Source organism: Longimicrobium sp. (assembly GCF_036388275.1).
In the GTDB taxonomy this organism is placed as follows: domain Bacteria; phylum Gemmatimonadota; class Gemmatimonadetes; order Longimicrobiales; family Longimicrobiaceae; genus Longimicrobium.
Genome location: NZ_DASVSF010000108.1, coordinates 55,506 through 72,692, shown reverse-complemented (window position 1 = coordinate 72,692; position 17,187 = coordinate 55,506). Strand labels below are relative to the sequence as shown.

Genomic DNA, 17,187 nt, shown 5'->3' with positions numbered 1-17,187 from the left:
CAGCGCCGCTCAACAGGCTATCAGTTCCGCGGCATCAGGCCGATGATGTCCACGCCCGCGGCGCGGCTGGCATCGAAGGCGTGGATCACCTCGCCATACGAGAGCTGCTCGGAAGCCTTCACGTACAGCAGCTTGCGCGGACGGTTCGCGAACACCGCCTGCAGCTCCTCCGTCAGCCGCGCCCCGTTCAGCGGCCGCCGATTCAGCGCGTATCGTCCGCCCGGCTCCACCTCAAGCACCAGATTGTCGACCTGCGGCGGCCCCACCGGCCCGTCCGTCTTGGACGCGGGCACGTGAACCGAGAGCCCCCGCTGAAGGCTGGCCTGCACCACCATGAAGATGATCAGCAGCACCAGCAGCACGTCGATCATCGGCGTCATGTTGATCGAAGCCGTGAACCCGCCGCGCGTTCCTCCCGCAATCATCGCCATCGCGTCCTCCCGTGGTCTGCTGTTGAACAGGAAATTCAGAGATCCGCCGGCCGGGCTGCCGGAGGCGGATCGGTGATCAGGCCCAACGTACGGACCTCGTTGGCCCGCGCGGCGGCGACCGCATCGAGCACTCGGGCATACGGCGCATCCTGGTCCGCCCGGATGTTCACGATACGCCTCTCCGTACCGCGAACTCCCGCCAGCGCAATGCCCAGACGGGCCGACAAGTCTCGCGGCGCGATGCCGATGCCGCCTCCCGGCCCCGCCATCCAGATCATCCCGCTGCGCTCGATGCCGATCGTCACCCGGTTCTCGGGCAGCTCGTCGGCCGTTACGCTGGTCGCAAGGCGGTCGAAGTAGCAGGCTGTGGTGACGGGCACCGCCATGGCCGTGACGAGCATCACCATCACCAGGCCGATGAAGGGCGTGGCGTCGATGCCGGTGTGCGGCTCGCGGATGCGGGCGACGATGTCCCAGCCCATTGCGGCCTCCTTGTCAGGGGGTTCAGATGGGAAACGCCGCGAGGGCTGCGGATTCTGACATCGCCCGGTTCTTGCGGCGGAGGCGCCGCGCCCGTGACCCCTTCCCGAGCCACCCGTCTGCCCTGATGACCCAGCTCGCGACCACGCTCGGCGCCCTGCGCGCCTCCGGTTACCAGACCCGCTCCGTGAAAGCGGAGATGCGCGAAAACCTGATCGCCCGGCTCAAGGACGGGCACACCATGTTTCCCGGAATCGTGGGCTACGACGACACCGTGGTCCCCTCGCTGGCCAACGCCGTCCTGGCGCGGCACAACTTCATCCTGCTGGGGCTGCGCGGGCAGGCCAAGAGCCGCATCCTGCGCCAGCTGGCCACCCTGCTGGATCCCGAGATTCCCGTCCTGGCCGGCTCGGAGGTGAACGACGACCCGTTCGCCCCCATCAGCAAGTACGGCCGCGAGCTGCTTCGCGACGCGGGCGACGACGCGCCCATCGAGTGGATCGGGCCGGACCGGCGCTACGTGGAAAAGCTGGCCACGCCCGACGTGACCGTGGCCGACCTGATCGGCGACATGGACCCCATCCGCGCGGCGCGGGGCGGCCACCTGCTCAGCGACGAGCTGACCATCAACTTTGGGCTGCTGCCGCGCGCCAACCGCGGCATCTTCGCCATCAACGAGCTACCGGACCTGTCGGGCAAGGTGCAGGTGGGGCTGTTCAACGTGCTGCAGGAAGGCGACATCCAGATCAAGGGATTTCCCGTGAGGATGCCGCTGGACGTGATGCTGGTGTTCAGCGCCAACCCCGAAGACTACACGGCGCGCGGCAAGATCATCACGCCGCTCAAGGACCGCATCGGTTCCGAGATCCTCACGCACTATCCCCGTACGACGGAAGAGGGGATGGAGATCACGCGGCAGGAGGCCTACCTGTCGCGCGATGGCGGGTCGATGGAGGTGAGCATTCCCCCGTTCGTTGCCGAGCTGGTGGAGCGCGTGGCGTTCCTGGCGCGCGACGACAAGCGCATCGACCGGCGCAGCGGCGTGTCGCAGCGCATGCCCATCAGCGTGATGGAAACGGCCGTCAGCAACGCCGAGCGGCGCGCGGTGATCGCGGGCGAGCCGCGCATCCTACCCCGCATCGCCGACGTGTACGCGGCCATGCCCTCCATCACCGGCAAGATGGAGCTGGAGTACGAGGGCGAGCTGCAGGGCGCCCAGGCCATCGCGCGCGACCTGATCGCCGCGGCGGCCCGCGACGTGTTCGACGGCATGTGGGACGTGTCGATGCTGGACGAGGTGATCGAGCACTTCGACAAGGGCGGCGTGCTGCAGATCAGCGACGGCGCCTCGGCCGATGCGTGCCTGGCGGGGCTGGCGGCGGTCAACGGGCTGAACGAGGCGCTGGAGGGTGCGGGGCTCAGCAACCCGGCGGACCCGGCGATGACCGTAGCCGCGGCCGAGCTGCTGCTGGAGGGGCTGGCGGCGCACCGAAAGATCAGCCGCGCCGAGAGCGGCGCCTACGGCCGCGCCAAGCCCGAGCGCCCCAAGGGCAAGGGCGCGGGGGGCTTCAAGTTCGGCGATGACATGTTCAGCTGAGTTGAACTGTACCTGACGTGTCCCGCTCCGGCTCCTGAGCCGGTCCCGCAGCACGCACATCCAGGCCGCATCCGCGCTTTCAGCGGGTGCGGCCTGGTTCGTTCGCAGCCTCTCGCATCATCCTCAATCCTTTCTTTCACAACAACTTGGATCGTATCCACGAGCGTGATAACGCCTCGCTACCAGCAACCCTGAAACCACGAACACCCTTGCTCCCGTAACCACCCGGAGTGCGGATGCGCCGTTTCAAGATCACACTTGAACGATGTTGAACGCGTTCGGATGGTTTGGGTAGTTCGACCCATTCGCGTACCGGTTGTGAGATGCAGATTGTTCTCCGTGCCAACGAGCCCGCATCACCGCGGCGCCGGCCGGCCTTGAAGGACCGCGACAATCCCTGGGAGAATCCGACCCATGTTCGACATAGAGATGAAGACGGCTGGTCGCGCGCCGGCCGCGCAGCCGCAGGTGACGGACACGAAGTTCTTCTGCACGGTGACGCCGTTCTACCAGCCGATCGTGAGCGCCGACGGGTTTGGCGTGATCGGGTATGAGGCCCTTGCCCGCGGCCCGCTGGATTCGCCGCTGCACTCGGCGCGGACGCTGTTCGCCACGGCGAGCGGGCTGGGCGAGATGGCCGCCCTGGAGCGGGTGTGCTGGACGGCGGCGCTGCTGAACGCCACGCGCCTGGGGCTGTGGCGCCGCCCGGACACCCTGCTGTTCCTGAACCTGTCGGCGGAGCGCATTCGCGAGCCCGAGTTCCTGGAGTTCGCCAAGCGCGTGGTGGCCGAGACGGGCGTGCCGGTGAACCGCCTGGTGCTGGAGGTGACGGAAGAGTCGCGGATGCGCTCGGACCTGGGGTTCCTGCGCGCGCTGATGCGGTACCGCGAGATGGGCTTTCAGATCGCCCTGGACGACGTGGGCACCGGCTACTCGGACCTGCGCGTGCTGGCCGAGGTGAAGCCCGACTTTCTGAAGATCGCCCTGGAGCTGGTGCGGAGCGTTCACGTGCACACCGGCCGCCGCCAGGTGGTGCACTCGCTGGTGATGCTGGGCCACGCCATGGGCAGCACGGTGATTGTGGAAGGCGTGGAGACGGCGGAGGAGCTGGCCGCCGTGCGTGCCTTGGGCGCGGACTGCGTGCAGGGGTACCTGATGGCCAAGCCGGCCGCGGGGCTGCCGGTGGTGGTGCTTCCCGACACGCTGGCGGTAGCGCCGCGACTGTGCCGCGCGGCCTGATTTTCCCTGATCGATGCGCCGGTCCGCCGGCGCTGGACCTATAGATCGCGAGGAACCGATGACCAGGAAGAACGCGGCTCTCCAGGCCGCACACGAGGTCGCGGCGCGCATCCGGCGCGAGCGGCAGGGGTGGGACGAGGGTGCGGACGTGGTGTGGCTGACGCCAGACGGAAAGCCGCCCCGGCAGATGGCGGTGCACATCCGCGAGCGGCGCTGAACGGCGGTCTCACATGGGGGGCACGGAGCGCACGGAGGGCCGGGGAGGGTTCCTCCCGATCCTCCGTGTCTTCCGTGTGAGACCGCGTTTTGCGGAACAATCCTCGCAAGCGGCGAGTCTAACCGCCGCACCCCATCGCGCCATCAACGCAGTTTCGCGGGATCGATCGTCCAATGCCCTACACAACGCTTCTCAAGCCCGTGGCCGCGCTGGCCGCGTGCGTCGGCGCGCTGGCCGCGCAGCTGGGCCCCTCGCCTTCGCGGGCGCAGCAGCCCACCGTGCTCCCCGCCAACTACGTCAACGCGCCGACGGCGGCGAAGGCGCAGGAGCCGGTGATCCCCGGGCTGGAGGTGCTGCTGCGTGATTCGCTGCACCTGGTGCGGGGCAAGCGCGTGGGGCTGATCACTAACCACACGGCCGTCACCCGCGACGGGCGCAGCGCCATCGACGCCCTCCACCGCCATCCCGATGTACGGCTGGTGGCGCTGTTCGGGCCGGAGCACGGGCTGCGCGGCAACGTGGACGGGGGAGAGCGCATCGGCACGTCGCGCGATTCGCGGACGGGGCTGCCGGTGTTCTCGCTGTATGGATCGACCGAGCGGCCCACGGCCGCCATGCTGCGCGGTATCGACGTGCTGCTCTTCGACATGCAGGACATCGGCGCGCGGCCGTACACGTACATCTGGACGATGGCGATGGCGATGGAAGAGGCCGCGCGCCACGGCATTCCGTTCGTCGTGCTGGACCGGCCCAATCCCGTCACGTCCCGCGCGGAAGGGCCGCTGATGCAGTACGAGATGCGCAGCCGCGGCCCGCTGATCACCGGCTACTATCCCGTCCCCCTGCGCCACGGAATGACGACCGGCGAGGTGGCCCGGTACGTCAACGGCGAGTACCGCATCGGCGCCAAGCTGAGCGTGGTGCCGGTGCAGGGGTGGCGCGGCGACGCGTGGTTCGACGAAACGGGGCTGCCGTGGATCAACCCGTCGCCTAACATCCGCACCCTGGACGCGGCGCTGGCGTTCAGCGGGCTGGTGATGCTGGAGACCACCAACCTGTCCGTGGGCCGGGGAACGCCCACGCCGTTCAGCTACGTGGGCGCGCCGTACATCAACAACACCGAGCTCCTGCGCCGCGTTCGTGCGTACGACCTGCCGGGGGTGGAGTTCGAGCTGGCGGAGTTCACGCCGCGCGGACGGGACTGGATGCAGCACCGCGACCGCCTCTGCCGCGGCGTGCGCCTGCGCATCACCGACCGCGAGCAGTTCAAGCCGGTGCTGACCGCGCTGGTGTTCCTGGTGGAGATCCACCGCATGCACCCGCAGAACCTGGGGATGGGGCCCATGCTGCAGATGCTGGGAAGCCGCTGGGCGCCCGAGGCCGTACGCCGCCACGACGACCCGCGCGACATCTACCGCCGCTGGGAAGCCGAAAACGCGGAATGGAACCGCGTGCGCGAGAAGTACCGGCTGTACCCGGCGGAGTAAGGCGTCCTCGGCGCCCGGCATGCCCCCGAAGCCTGCCGGAGCGCGCCTGTCATCCCGACGGAGCGGCCACGCCGAACCTGCCCGTGCGCCGCTGATGGCAGCGACCGAGGGATCCGCCACACATTGACCGAAGCGCACCGACAGCCGCGGCGTGCACCCCACACCTGCCGAAAGCGCGATCGAATTCTCCCCTCTCCGCATGCGCAGCATGCGGGGAGGGGTCGGGGGAGGGGCCACCCAGGGGACTGCGCCGGCCTCTCCAAACCACACAACACCTCGCCCGCAATCCCGACCTGAACACCGCACCTCGGGGCACGCGCCGAGGCTCTGCGTGGGTGCACGCTGCCGCGCCCGGGCTGTTACGTGCCCCATGCAAGATCCTTCGGCCCGCGAGGGATGTGCTGCGGGCTAGTTCGCTGCGCTTGGGCCTCTGGATGACAGGCTGTGGTGTTCGCGGGGGGGACGGCGCCGGACACGCCCAACCACACCAAACCTCGCCGACGTCCCCGACCTGAACACCCGCACGTCGGGGCACGCACCGAGGCCTCTGCTTCGTGACCGCTGCCGCGCCCGGGCTGTTGCGCGCCCCATGCAAGATCCTTCGGCCCGCGAGGGATGTGCTGCGGGCTAGTTTGGTGCGCTTGGGCCTCTGGATGACAGGCTGTGGTGTTGCGAGGGGTTATGGTGACGCACCGGGCTGGCTCCCTTCCCCCGCGCAGTTTGCGGGGGAAGGGCTGGGGATGGGGGGCGCCCGCCGCATGCGCCACCGCCCATCGAACCACCCCGCCCCCTCGGAAGCACCCTACCACTCCCGCCGCCGACCCAGCACCCGTTCCCCCTCCAGCGCCGCCTCCAGCCCCCAGCGCGCGCCCGTGGCCCGCTGAACGTCGCGGACGCGATACAGCACCTGGATGTACGCCACGTCCTCGGGCGTCGGCTCGTCCGCGCGCATCTGGGGGCAGCGGAGGACGTCGGCGGCCACGGACCTCCACTCGCAGGTGTGCCCGGCCCCCAGCGCGTGAAGCAGCTCGTGGCCCACCAGTTGCCAGCCCGGCCCGTCCGTCAGCGGCCCCGCGCGCTGAAGCCTCATCGTTCCATACTCCACCACGCCACCCTGGCTGAGCACCGTCGTCAGCGCAGCGGCCTTTACGTCGCGGTCCACCAGCACCAGCACCACGTCGTTGGGGTCACGCTCGTCGTCCTCGGGCTGCACGTCGGCGTAGCGCGCGGGACGAAACAGGTCCTGGCCAAACGTATCTTCCACCCCCTGCGTGATTCGCCAGAATGTCACCGAGTCCGGCGCGGCTCCGCGCGGCAGCGAGTACTCGCGATCGAACGCGATCCGCAGCGGAAACGACGACGACCGCCAGCTCTGGAACCACATCGGTGCGCTGGACCCATACACCCGCAGCCAGAACGAGCCGCACCCCCGGCACATGGCCGTCCGCGCACGGACGGGGCTGATGTCCACCTCGCGGCCCGCGTAGCTCCCCGCCGGAATCCGCCAGCGGCGCGGAACCAGGATGATGCACTGCTCCCGGCGCGCCGAATCGGCCCGGAACCGCACCAGCGCCGGATGATGGGTGCGCGCCGCCACGTCGGCCGCGTCCACCATCAGGTCGACGGAATCGCCCCCCGCCGCGCCGACCGGCACCTCGAAGCGCCCGGTGGAATCCACCGCCGCCGAGTCCACCCGCGGCAGCGTGTCACCCGCCGCACGCCACCGCACGAACGCACGCATCTCCGGGCGCGGCAGCGTGTCGGGCGAAATCACGCGCCCGCGCACCACCGTCTGCCCCGCCGCGGGTACGGCGGCGAGCAGCAGGGCGAGCGCGGCGGCGATTCGGATGAGCGAGGGTCTGGACATCGGCGGTAGACGGGGCATGTTCCTCCTGCTTGTTCATCCGCATGCCCCGTTCCCCTTCGCCTCAGCCGTTGGACCATCATGGGATTCATTGTCACCATCGCGATCGTGCTGATCATCGTCGGGATCATCAAGGCGCTCGACAGCAGTACGCCCGTCCACCCGCGCCGCCGGGTGCGCGCCCTGAAGGCCGCGCGTTCGGCTCCGGCTGGGAGCACCTCGACCTATCCCGACACCTCGAATTCCTTCTCGGCGGCGATGGCGTCCCATGGCGAATCGACCATGGACCACCAGCCGCTGGACGACCACACGCGGAACACCGATTCCAGCACTTCGTGGGCTGCAGGCACCAACGACTGCGCGCCCGCCGATTCCGGGTCGTGGGACAGCGGTGGAGACAGCGGCGGGGATTTCGACAGTGGCGGGTGCGATTCTGGCAGCTCTGACTGAAGACGCTGCTCATTTCCGCGATCCACCCGAAACGAATCGATGATGCGCATCCGCCTGACCTCGTTCCTGCTCCTCCTCGCCGCGCCCGCCGTGGCGCAGGACGGCAATCCGCCCTCGCTCTCCACGTTCAGCATCGTGGCGTGCGATCCCGTGAACGGCTTCCTGGGCGTGGCCGTGCAGTCGCGCGTGGTGGGCGCGGGATCCATCGTTCCCGCGGCGGAGGCCGACGCGGGCGCCATCGCCACGCAGGCCAACGCGAACGTTTCCTACAAGCGGCGCGGGCTGGAGATGCTGCGCGCCGGGCGATCGCCCGAAGAGGTGCGCGCGGAGTTCGTGCGGACGGACCCGGGCATCGCGCGGCGGCAGTTCGCGGTGATGGACAAGCAGTGCCGCGTGGCCCCGTTCACCGGCGACAGCGCGCAGGCGTGGGCCGGCCACCGCAGCGGCCCCAACTTCAGCGTGCAGGGCAACATCCTCACGGGGCCGGAGGTGGTGGACTCGATGGCCTCGGCGTTCCGGGCGGCGGAGGCGGCGGGGCGCCCCTTCGGCGAGCGGCTGCTGGCGGCGCTCAAGGCGGGGCAGGCGGCGGGCGGCGACCGGCGCGGACGGCAGGGCGCGGGAATGCTGATCGTAAAGGCGGGCGCGGGCTACGGCGGGGGCGACGACGTGTATGCGGACCTGCACGTGGAAGATGCGCCCGAGCCCATCCTGGAGCTGGAGCGCGTGTACAACGTGTGGATGACGCTCTTTCACCCCGACGACCACTTCCTCCCCAACGGCTCGCAGTCGGTCAGCGCGCCCGGCGGCCCGCACATCTGCGCGCTGCGCAACCTGCTGGCGCGCGCGGGCCACGGCACGCCGACGGAGGCGCAGTTCTGCGCCTTCGACGAAGAGGTGATCCCCGCGCTCAAGGCCTTCCAGCGCGTGCAGAACCTGCCGGTGCGCGCCGCCCTGACGCCCGAAACCGCCGCGCGCCTTCGCCAGGTGACGAGCGCACGACCGTAGAAGAAAGCCTCACACGGAGGGCACGGGGTACACGGAGGAAAAAAGGAGGAACGGAAGAGGATGTAATCTCCTCCCCATCCTCCTCCGTGACCTCCGTGCCCTCCGTGTGAGATGGCAGTTCATCAGTGCGGCCCCACGTTTGCGCAACGTGGGGCCGCTTTGTATCACGTGATGAGCCTGGAACGGCGAGGGGGCGGATGGTGATCGGCAAACTGCTGCGGCGAAACAGCATCCTGGGCGAGCGCGAGGCCGAGCTGCGCGCGCGCGAACGCGAGCTGCTGGACCGGCTGGCCAAGGCGCTCGACCGCTTCGGCACGGACGTGGACCCGGAAGACCGCAAGCACTTCGAGCAGGCGCGAGAGCAGCTTTCGGGGCTGTTCCTGCTGGTGATCGCCGGCGAGTTCAACAGCGGCAAGAGCAGCTTCATCAACGCGCTGATCGGCGAGCGGGTGCTGCCCGAGGGCGTTACCCCCACCACCGACCGCATCAACATCCTGCGTTGGGGCGACACGGTAGAGGAAGAGCTGATCGAGGCCTACCTGCTGGAGCGCACCCACCCCGCGCCCCTGCTGCGCGACATCAACATCGTCGACACGCCGGGCACCAACGCCGTCCTGCGCGAGCACGAGGAGCTTACGCGCGACTTCGTTCCCCGGTCGGACCTGGTGCTGTTCGTCACCTCCGCAGACCGGCCGTTCACCGAGAGCGAGCGCACCTTCCTGGAGCAGATCCGGGCCTGGGGCAAGAAGATCGTCTTCATCGTCAACAAGATCGACATCCTGGGTGCAGAGAGCGACCGGGGCGAGGTGCTGCGCTTCGTGCGCGACAACGGCACGTCGCTGCTGGGCGAAGAGCCGCTCGTCTTTCCCGTGTCGGCAAAGATGGCCATGCAGGCGCGCCAGGGCGGTGACGAGACGGCGTACGCGGCCAGCGGGTTTCCCGCCGTCGACGACTTCCTGCTCAACACGTTGGACCAGCAGGAGCGCATTCGCCTGAAGCTGCTGAACCCGCTGAACGTGGGGCTGAAGCTGGCCTCCAAGTACAAGGAAACGGCATTCGAGCGATTGAAGCTGCTGTCGGAAGACGTGGCGACGCTGCAGAACATCGACGCGCAGCTGGGCGCCTTTCACCAGGAGATGCTGCGCGACTACGGGCCGCGGCTGGGCCGGCTGGATGCGCTGCTGAGCGAGATGGAGGTACGCGGGCTGAACTTCTTCGATGCCACCATCCGCATCACCAAGGTGCGCGAGCTGATGCGCAGCGACACCGTCCGCGTGGACTTCGAGCGCCAGGTGATCGCCGACACCCCCAAGCTGATCGACGAGGAGGTAGACCGCATCATCGACTGGATCGTGGAGCGCAACCTGAAGCTGTGGCAGGACATCGGCGCCTACATCGAGCGCCGGCAGATCAACCGCCACCGCGAGGGGATGATCGGCGAGGTGGGGCGCGGCTTCAGCTACAACCGGCAGGCGCTGCTGGGGTCTATCGGCAGCACGGCGCGCGAGGCCGTCTCCAGCTACAACCGCGACGCCGAGGCCCGCAAGCTGGCGGAAGAGGTCCGCGGCGGGGCGGGGACGACGATGATCGCGGGTGTGGGCGCCATCGGCCTGGGCACGCTGGTGGCCACGGTGATCACCGGCGCGGCGGCCGACCTCACGGGCATCCTGATGGCCACGGCGCTGGCGGTGACGGGGCTGTACATCCTTCCCGCGCGGCGGCGGCAGGCCAAGGAGGAGTTCAGCAAGAAGGTGGCGGACCTGCGCACCAAGCTGGACGACTCGCTGACGCGGCAGGTGCACGCGGCCATCAGCGACAGCCAGGAAAAGGTGAACGAGTCCATCGCCCCGTACCGCCGGTTCGTGGAGGTGCAGCAGCAGCAGCTGAACGAGGCCCGCGGCGAGCTCGTCGTCGCCGAGGATGCGCTGATGCGGCTGCGGACGGAGATCGGGGGAAAGTAAGTGCGGGAGTGCGGGAGTGCGGGAGTGCGGTGAGTGCGCCAAGGGCCTGGCATCCTGAGGCCCAGGCGCACGGCACCGGCCCGTAGCACATCCCTCGCGGGCCGAAGGATCTAGCCGCAGATGCGTACAACTCCGGGCTCGGCAGCGGTCACGGAGCCTGGGGACTCGGATGCCCGGCGGGGGCTCGGACACCGGTGTGGGACCGCTTTCACCACGAGCAGAGGCCTCGGCCCTGCTGGGGCGACTAAAGTCGCGGCAACAAGGGCCCGAAGTCCGCCTTCGCGGACTGCTCCTGCCGTTCGAGTGTACGGAAGCCAGCGGAAGCGCGATCGAATTCTCCCCTCTCCCGCTTGCGGGAGAGGGGCCGGGGGAGAGGGCAGCCGAGGTATGCGCCGGCCGTGTTCGAACCGCCCCGGGCCCGCGGCCTCTGCACTGATGCCCGCTACCGCGCCCCGGCTGATTCGTGTCCGCGGCTAGATCCTTCGGTGCGCGAGGTCTGGCGTACGGGATGGCACGGTGCGCCTGGGCCTCAGGATGACAGGGCCGCGGTGCACGCCGGGAGTGTGGATTCGCTCCCATGCCCGATCCCCTCTTCCCCCGGCGGCGGGGAAGAGGGGATCGGTTTTTCGTCCGCGGTCCAGTTCGCGACCGGCGATCAGCGCGTGGTCACGGCGAGCTTGGCGTCGGTCACCCGCGCGGCTTCCCGCGTCGGGGCGAACCGCACGACCACCGATACGCTGTCGCGCACCGCGGGTTCGCCGCCCTGGGCCATCACCACGAACGACACCGTGTCGGGGCTGGACGGCGCCGGCCCGCCCAGGCGCCAGATGGTCACCGACGCCCTGCCTTGGGCATCGGTGAGGTCAGAGGTGAACTGGTACGGCAGCGAGGGCGGGGCCTCGCGAACCGTTACCTCCACCCCGGCGGCCGGCTGGCCCGTCGGGGCGAGTACGATGGCATCGACGCGAGCGTGCGCCGATGCCCCGGGTGCCCCTACGGGCGAATCGCACCCCCCGAGGACGGCGGCAAGCGCCGCCAGCGAGGCCGCGTGCATATGTCTGGCCGTCATCGTAAATCGTTGTGTCAAGAGCAGTTGATCGTAGCGCTGGAGCGGGACGGGGATACCCGGTACGGTGGCCGGCGTTCCTTCCGCACCGGTACGCGCAATCGGCGTGACCCGCGGAGGCGCTGACGCGGCTCCGGACGGAGATCGAGGGAAAGTGAGTGCGGGAGTACGTTGAGTATGTGATCTGGCCTGAACGATCTCTCACCTGCGGCCGGCAGCCGTCACCAAGACGCGAGCCGCGCTTACCCGAACACTCGAGTTCTTGACAATACTCAAGCCGGTGATAGTATCGTACGATTGAGTATCGTCAGCGAGAGTATCCGGGAGCACCGATGGACACCACATCCAGCCGGCCTCACATTGAAACGTTCTTCGAGTCGGGGGCGGCCCGCAGCACGCTGGGGCTGGTGTACGGCCGTCGGCGGATCGGAAAGTCTACGCTGCTCGAAGCGGTGACGAGGGAGCGCGGAGGGTTTTACTGGGAGGCGACCCGGGGCGAATCGGCCGTTCACCTCGCTCGCCTGGGCGAAGCGCTGGGCGCGCACCTTGGAGTGGGGCGCCTGTCCCTGGGAAGCTGGGAAGAAGCGTTCGCGCAGTTGATCCAGCTCGGGGCGAGCCGCCCGACGCCCGTGGTGCTGGACGAGTTCGGCTATCTGCTCGAAGCTGACCAGGCAGTGGACTCCACCATCGCGGCGGTCCTTGGCCCCGGTGGCCGCCGAGCCCATCCCGGACAAGCGCGGATCGTGTTGTGCGGCTCCGCGATCGCCATGATGCGCTCGCTGACCACCGGCGAGGCTCCCCTGCGCGGCCGGGCCGGCATGGAGCTGGTCATGCAGCCGTTCGACTACCGCGAGGCCGCGAAGCACCTTCCCTCACCCAGCCTGGAACTCGCCGCCCGCGTCTATGCCGTCATCGGCGGCGTGATCGGCTACGCGACGGACATGGTGGATCACGACCTGCCGAGCCGCGCGGACGACTTCGACCGCTGGGTGGCCGCCCGCGTCCTTTCCCCTGCCGCCACGCTCAACCACGAAGCGACCACGCTCCTCGCGGAGGATCCCACGTTGTCGGCGGCGAGCCCGGCGATGCACCACAGCATCCTGGGGGCGATCGCGAACGGGGCGGTGACGGCCGGAACCATCGCCAACCAGCTGCGCCGAAGCGTATCGAACATCGACCCGCCGCTGAAGCGCCTGATCGCCGCGGGGTTCGTGGTCCGGCACTCCGATCCCATCCGTGAGCAGCGGCCGACATACGCACTCGCCGATTCCTTCCTGCAGTTCCACTACGCGATCCTGGAGCCCCACGCTTCGCTGCTGCGCGATCGGGATCCAAGTTCCACGTGGGAGCGGAGGCTCTCCGCGCAGTTCGACGCGCGCGTCCGGGGCCCCGTGTTCGAGGAGCAGGCGCGCGCGTGGGTGCGTCGCTACGCGGACCCCGAGACGCTGGGCGGCGCTCCCGACATCGTCGGCCCTTCATCCGCGATCATCGACGGAAAGGATTGCCAACTGGACGTGGTGGTGGCGTCGGACGAAGGAGCATCCGGTGCTTCGGAGCGGCAGGTGCTGGCCATCGGCGAGGCAAAGGCGGGCGAAACGATCGGAATCGGGCACCTGCGGCGCCTGGAGAAAGCGCGCGCGGCACTGGGGGCGCGTGCCGCACAGGCCAAGGTGCTGCTCTTTGGCCCTGCGTTCACACCCGAGATCGACGCGGCCGCCGCCTCGCGCCCCGACGTGGAACTCGTGGACCTCGACCGCCTTTACCACGGCTCGTAGGTGACATCCTCCCGTGCCCCCGCGGCCATCCTGTTCGACCTGGATGGCACGCTGATCGACACGTATCACCTGTACCTGGAGTGCTACCGCCGCGCGCTGGAGCCGCACCTGGGCTACGCGCCCACGGACAAGGAGATCATCGGGCGAAATCCCGTCTCCGAGCGGCGCTTCCTGGTGGACTGGCTCGGCGAGAAGCGCGGAGAGGCCTGCCACGCGGAGATGCGGGAGCTGTACGGCGAGATGTACTACCTGAAGGGCGAGGGCACCTACGACGGCGTTGTCGAGATGCTGTCTGCCCTGAAATCCGCAGGGTACCCGATGGGGATCGTCACCGGAAAGGGGCGCGAGGCGTGGCACGTCACGCACATCTACTCCGACCTGAGCTACTTCGACGTGGTGGTCACCGACGACGACGTGCACGCGCCCAAGCCCGACCCGTCCGGCCTGCTCGCGGCCGCCGCGGCGCTGGGTGTAGAGCCGGCTGACACGATCTACATCGGCGATTCCACCAGCGACTTGAAGGCCGGGCGCAACGCGGGGATGAGGATCGGCGCGGCGCTGTGGCCCAAGACCGCGCCGGGGGAGAAGGATACCTTTCTGCACGCCATCGAGGCGATGACGCCCGACTGGACCTTCGAGCACCCGTCCGACATCACCCGCGCGTTCGCCATGTGGTGCTGATGCTGGGTCGCGATAGAGGCCGGGCGCACGCGGGCGCGAAAACAGTTGACGATGTGCGCAACTTCTGCTTGCTTCCAATCGCGTCCCATCGCCGACGCTCACCTTCGCGCCAGGTTCTGCCCGTGAGAATCAGCATCGCCGCAGCCGCGCTGTCCATTGCGTTCGCGCACCCGGCTCGCGCGCAGCAGCCAGCACCGGTGCCGGCCGCGCCCGCCGCCGACTCGCAGGGCGTCCGGAACCCGCGGCCACCGGCGGGAACCCTTGGCCTGGCACTTCGCATCTTCCCCAACGCGCGGCCGTTCGTGGCCTCCGTGACCCCGAAGTCCCCGGCGGCCGCGGCAGGGTTCATGGTGGACGACGTGGTGCTCTCCATTGACGGACGCGACAGCCTGGAGCGTCCCCTGTTTCCGGGGCTGGCGCCGGGGCGCGCGTACACCGTCCGCGTGAAGCGGGGCGACGAGGAGCGCGAACTGCGGATCGTCGCCGCGGCGCCTCCCGCCGCGCCGTAAGCGTCATCCGGCGACGGACGTTCCCGGGAACGTTCCTTGCGCCGCCTTCCATGCGACGGCGAAGGTTGCCGGAAGTGATTGAACCCGCCTGGCCGTTCTTACCCGCGCCGGGCACCTACGACAACGGCAAACCCGTCGAAAGGCGGGGACGCAAAGCCACGAGGCTACCGCCGCGCTCTCCTGCGGCCATGCCGGTCGGGTTACCGAACAGGTGCTGCCATGCGCACTCCTCCGTCCGTACTCGATGCGGCCTCCGGGCCCGGCGCCGAGACCCTGCGCCGCCTGGCCGCGAACGCCGTCGCCCGGCTGAACCTGGGCGCCGCCGCCGTGCTGCTGGAAGGCGCCGGCCATCCTCCCGTGCACGCATCCGGCGCCCCGGAGCACCAGCAGGCGCTGCTGGCCGCCATCCTTCACCTGGGTCCGCCGCTGCGCGACGCCCGGAACGCGGGCGAATCCCGCACCTTCCGCGCACTCTCGACCGGCGATCCATCGCTCGTTTTTGGGCCCTCGCTCGCCCTCGTTCCGCTGCCCAACCCCGGCGAGGCGCCCGCCGGCTCGCTGGTGGCCCTCAACGTTCGGCCCTGGTCCGCGAGCGAGGTCGCCGCGCTGGAATGCATGGCCGCCGCGGCCATGGCCGAGGTCCGCGCGCAGGCCGCGGACGAGTCGCTGCGCGCGGCGCAGGCCCGGCTGGAGCTGCTGGAACGAGCGCTGGCGGCGGTGGATCGTGGGCTGACCATCACCGACGAGACGGGGGCCATCGTCTTCTCCAACCCCGCCGAGGCCCAGATGCATGGCTACCGGCTGGACGAGATGTACGGCCTTCCCGCCCGCGCGCTGGCCCCGCCCGAGCTGTGGAGCGCGCAGGGCGGCGTGCCCGCGCGCCCCGTGCGCCGCTGGGTGCGCGAGCGGGTGAACGTGCGGCGCGACGGCACCCGCTTTCCCGTGCGCCTGTGGTCGGACGTCGTCGCCGCCGACGACGAGCGGCCGATGGGGCTGGTGACGTGGTGCGAGGACCTGAGCGGGCGCGAGGAGTCGTCCGTCCCGGCCGGCGACGTGGACCGCGACGCGCTGACGCGCCTGCCCGACCGCGCCGCCTTCCTGCGCGCGCTGCAGCAGGCGTGCGAGGCCAAGGGCCAGCACGGAGCCGAGTTCGCGGTGCTGTTCGTGGACCTTGATCGCTTCAAGACGGTGAACGACCGCCTGGGCCACGCGGCGGGCGACGCGCTGCTGGCCGTGGTGGGCGAGCGCCTGGCCGCGTCCATCCGGCCCAGCGACATGGTGGCGCGCATTGGCGGCGACGAGTTCGCCGCGCTGCTGCACGGGGTGGAGCGCGAGCAGGACGCCCTCGCCGTCGTCCAGCGCATCCAGCGGCTGCTTGCCGTGCCCGCCACCATCGAAGGCGTGGAGATGTGCTGCTCGGCCAGCATCGGCGTGGCGCTGGGCGCGTGCGCGGAGACGCCGGAGGGGGTGCTGGCCATGGCCGACCGCGCCATGTACCGCGCCAAGACGCTGGGCGCCGGGCATCACGGCTTTTCCGAGCCGGGGGTGATGGCGCACGAAGAGGCCCTGCTGGAGGTGGAGAAGCAGCTTCAGCGCGCCATCGACCGCGACGAGCTGACGCTTCACTTTCAGCCCATCGTCTGCCTGGCCGACGGGGGGGTGGAAGGGCTGGAGGCGCTGGTGCGGTGGAACCACCCGGAGCGCGGGCTGCTGGGGCCGCAGGCGTTCCTTCCCGTGGCGGAAGAAACGGGGAAGATCGTGGACCTGGACCGCTGGGTGCTGGCGGCGGCGGCGCGGCAGCTGAAGGCGTGGACGGACCATCCCCTGCTGGGCGGCTTGCCCGTGAGCATCAACTTCTCCGGCCGGCACGTGGTGCATCCGCGCGCCGTGCAGGACGTTACCGACGCGCTGGCCCGCTTCGGGGTAGATGCGCGCCGGCTGATGATCGAGGTGACCGAGACCTCGTTCATGGAAGACTTCCAGACCGCCGCGTCCGTGCTGGCCACGCTGCGCGAGCTGGGCGTACGGATCTGCCTGGATGACTTCGGCACCGGCTACTCGTCCCTCGCCTACCTGCGCCAGTTCGGCTTCGACCGGCTGAAGATCGACCGCTCGTTCGTGCAGCGCATCGGCGAGAGCGCGGCGGACCAGGCCATCGTGCGCAGCATCGTGGGGCTGGCCGACGCGCTGGAACTGGCCGTGACGGCGGAGGGGGTGGAGACCGCCGCGCAGCAGGAAGCCGTGCACCGGCTGGGATGCCGCCACGCGCAGGGCTTCCTCTTCGCCCGTCCCATGCCCGTCGATGCGCTGGAGGGGTGGCTGGCGGCGCCGCGCTGAGGTGACGGCCCGCACGATCCCTCGTCATCCCCATGGACGCGGGTCCCCTCTCCGGACCGCGCCGCGTTTTCCCCCGCAGGAGAGTGAC

15 protein-coding genes and 1 riboswitch are annotated in these 17,187 nt (G+C 69.7%); of the genes, 11 read left to right on the top strand and 4 right to left on the bottom strand.

Going from position 1 to position 17,187, the window contains the following annotated elements; translation table 11 throughout:
• Window positions 1–20 precede the first annotated feature (20 nt).
• Window positions 21–431: a biopolymer transporter ExbD gene (locus VF632_RS24355; protein ID WP_331025544.1), complete on the bottom strand. Its 411-nt coding sequence runs from the start codon at window positions 429–431 to the stop codon at window positions 21–23.
• A 35-nt stretch (window positions 432–466) separates the two neighbouring features.
• Window positions 467–913, bottom strand: a complete 447-nt coding sequence (locus VF632_RS24350; RefSeq protein ID WP_331025543.1) for an ExbD/TolR family protein — start codon at window positions 911–913, stop codon at window positions 467–469.
• 125 nt (window positions 914–1,038) lie between these two features.
• On the opposite strand from VF632_RS24350, the gene VF632_RS24345 reads away from it, so the two are divergent.
• The 4 genes from VF632_RS24345 to VF632_RS24330 all read left to right on the top strand — a co-directional run bounded on the left by VF632_RS24345 (window position 1,039) and on the right by VF632_RS24330 (window position 5,451).
• Window positions 1,039–2,508: a sigma 54-interacting transcriptional regulator gene (locus VF632_RS24345; RefSeq protein WP_331025542.1), complete on the top strand. Its 1,470-nt coding sequence runs from the start codon at window positions 1,039–1,041 to the stop codon at window positions 2,506–2,508.
• A gap of 414 nt (window positions 2,509–2,922) precedes the next feature.
• Window positions 2,923–3,747 (top strand): EAL domain-containing protein, encoded by an 825-nt coding sequence (locus VF632_RS24340; protein WP_331025541.1) that lies wholly within the window; start codon window positions 2,923–2,925, stop codon window positions 3,745–3,747.
• 58 nt (window positions 3,748–3,805) lie between these two features.
• Window positions 3,806–3,964 carry a hypothetical protein gene (locus VF632_RS24335; protein WP_331025540.1) on the top strand — a complete coding sequence of 53 codons (159 nt, stop codon included), beginning with the start codon at window positions 3,806–3,808 and terminating at the stop codon, window positions 3,962–3,964.
• 173 nt (window positions 3,965–4,137) lie between these two features.
• Window positions 4,138–5,451 carry a DUF1343 domain-containing protein gene (locus tag VF632_RS24330; RefSeq protein WP_331025539.1) on the top strand — a complete coding sequence of 438 codons (1,314 nt, stop codon included), beginning with the start codon at window positions 4,138–4,140 and terminating at the stop codon, window positions 5,449–5,451.
• 802 nt (window positions 5,452–6,253) lie between these two features.
• On the opposite strand, the gene VF632_RS24325 is transcribed toward VF632_RS24330, so the two are convergent.
• Window positions 6,254–7,318, bottom strand: coding sequence for a hypothetical protein (locus VF632_RS24325; RefSeq protein ID WP_331025538.1), 1,065 nt, complete (start codon window positions 7,316–7,318; stop codon window positions 6,254–6,256).
• A 78-nt stretch (window positions 7,319–7,396) separates the two neighbouring features.
• Here VF632_RS24325 and VF632_RS24320 point away from each other — a divergent pair, with 78 nt between their 5' ends.
• From VF632_RS24320 to VF632_RS24310, 3 genes are all read left to right on the top strand, one after another.
• Window positions 7,397–7,765 carry a hypothetical protein gene (locus VF632_RS24320; protein ID WP_331025537.1) on the top strand — a complete coding sequence of 123 codons (369 nt, stop codon included), beginning with the start codon at window positions 7,397–7,399 and terminating at the stop codon, window positions 7,763–7,765.
• A 39-nt stretch (window positions 7,766–7,804) separates the two neighbouring features.
• Entirely contained in the window at window positions 7,805–8,770 is a 966-nt protein-coding gene (locus VF632_RS24315) for a DUF1028 domain-containing protein (protein ID WP_331025536.1), read from the top strand.
• Window positions 8,771–8,967: 197 nt separating this feature from the next.
• Entirely contained in the window at window positions 8,968–10,731 is a 1,764-nt protein-coding gene (locus VF632_RS24310) for a dynamin family protein (protein ID WP_331025535.1), read from the top strand.
• A 655-nt stretch (window positions 10,732–11,386) separates the two neighbouring features.
• Here VF632_RS24310 and VF632_RS24305 read toward each other — a convergent pair.
• Window positions 11,387–11,800 carry a hypothetical protein gene (locus VF632_RS24305; RefSeq protein WP_331025534.1) on the bottom strand — a complete coding sequence of 138 codons (414 nt, stop codon included), beginning with the start codon at window positions 11,798–11,800 and terminating at the stop codon, window positions 11,387–11,389.
• Window positions 11,801–12,129: 329 nt separating this feature from the next.
• Between VF632_RS24305 and VF632_RS24300 the strand changes: the two genes are divergently transcribed.
• From VF632_RS24300 to VF632_RS24285, 4 genes are all read left to right on the top strand, one after another.
• The gene (locus tag VF632_RS24300) at window positions 12,130–13,572 is read left to right on the top strand and encodes a hypothetical protein (RefSeq protein ID WP_331025533.1); all 1,443 of its coding nucleotides are present in this window, start codon (window positions 12,130–12,132) and stop codon (window positions 13,570–13,572) included.
• Window positions 13,573–14,253 (top strand): HAD family hydrolase, encoded by a 681-nt coding sequence (locus tag VF632_RS24295; RefSeq protein WP_331025532.1) that lies wholly within the window; start codon window positions 13,573–13,575, stop codon window positions 14,251–14,253.
• Between the two features lie 122 nt (window positions 14,254–14,375).
• Window positions 14,376–14,762, top strand: a complete 387-nt coding sequence (locus VF632_RS24290; RefSeq protein ID WP_331025531.1) for a PDZ domain-containing protein — start codon at window positions 14,376–14,378, stop codon at window positions 14,760–14,762.
• Window positions 14,763–14,877: 115 nt separating this feature from the next.
• Window positions 14,878–14,970, top strand: a riboswitch (cyclic di-GMP riboswitch).
• Between the two features lie 11 nt (window positions 14,971–14,981).
• A complete protein-coding gene (locus VF632_RS24285) occupies window positions 14,982–17,099 on the top strand; it encodes a putative bifunctional diguanylate cyclase/phosphodiesterase (protein ID WP_331025530.1) in 2,118 nt (705 codons plus the stop codon).
• Window positions 17,100–17,187 lie beyond the last annotated feature (88 nt).

Bases quoted from the DNA above. Each gene is read 5' to 3' on its own strand.
- VF632_RS24355 (WP_331025544.1), bottom strand. From the start codon at position 431: ATGGCGATGATTGCGGGAGGAACGCGCGGCGGGTTCACGGCTTCGATC.
- VF632_RS24350 (WP_331025543.1), bottom strand. From the start codon at position 913: ATGGGCTGGGACATCGTCGCCCGCATCCGCGAGCCGCACACCGGCATC.
- VF632_RS24345 (WP_331025542.1), top strand. From the start codon at position 1,039: ATGACCCAGCTCGCGACCACGCTCGGCGCCCTGCGCGCCTCCGGTTAC.
- VF632_RS24340 (WP_331025541.1), top strand. From the start codon at position 2,923: ATGTTCGACATAGAGATGAAGACGGCTGGTCGCGCGCCGGCCGCGCAG.
- VF632_RS24335 (WP_331025540.1), top strand. From the start codon at position 3,806: ATGACCAGGAAGAACGCGGCTCTCCAGGCCGCACACGAGGTCGCGGCG.
- VF632_RS24330 (WP_331025539.1), top strand. From the start codon at position 4,138: ATGCCCTACACAACGCTTCTCAAGCCCGTGGCCGCGCTGGCCGCGTGC.
- VF632_RS24325 (WP_331025538.1), bottom strand. From the start codon at position 7,318: ATGTCCAGACCCTCGCTCATCCGAATCGCCGCCGCGCTCGCCCTGCTG.
- VF632_RS24320 (WP_331025537.1), top strand. From the start codon at position 7,397: ATGGGATTCATTGTCACCATCGCGATCGTGCTGATCATCGTCGGGATC.
- VF632_RS24315 (WP_331025536.1), top strand. From the start codon at position 7,805: ATGATGCGCATCCGCCTGACCTCGTTCCTGCTCCTCCTCGCCGCGCCC.
- VF632_RS24310 (WP_331025535.1), top strand. From the start codon at position 8,968: ATGGTGATCGGCAAACTGCTGCGGCGAAACAGCATCCTGGGCGAGCGC.
- VF632_RS24305 (WP_331025534.1), bottom strand. From the start codon at position 11,800: ATGACGGCCAGACATATGCACGCGGCCTCGCTGGCGGCGCTTGCCGCC.
- VF632_RS24300 (WP_331025533.1), top strand. From the start codon at position 12,130: ATGGACACCACATCCAGCCGGCCTCACATTGAAACGTTCTTCGAGTCG.
- VF632_RS24285 (WP_331025530.1), top strand. From the start codon at position 14,982: ATGCGCACTCCTCCGTCCGTACTCGATGCGGCCTCCGGGCCCGGCGCC.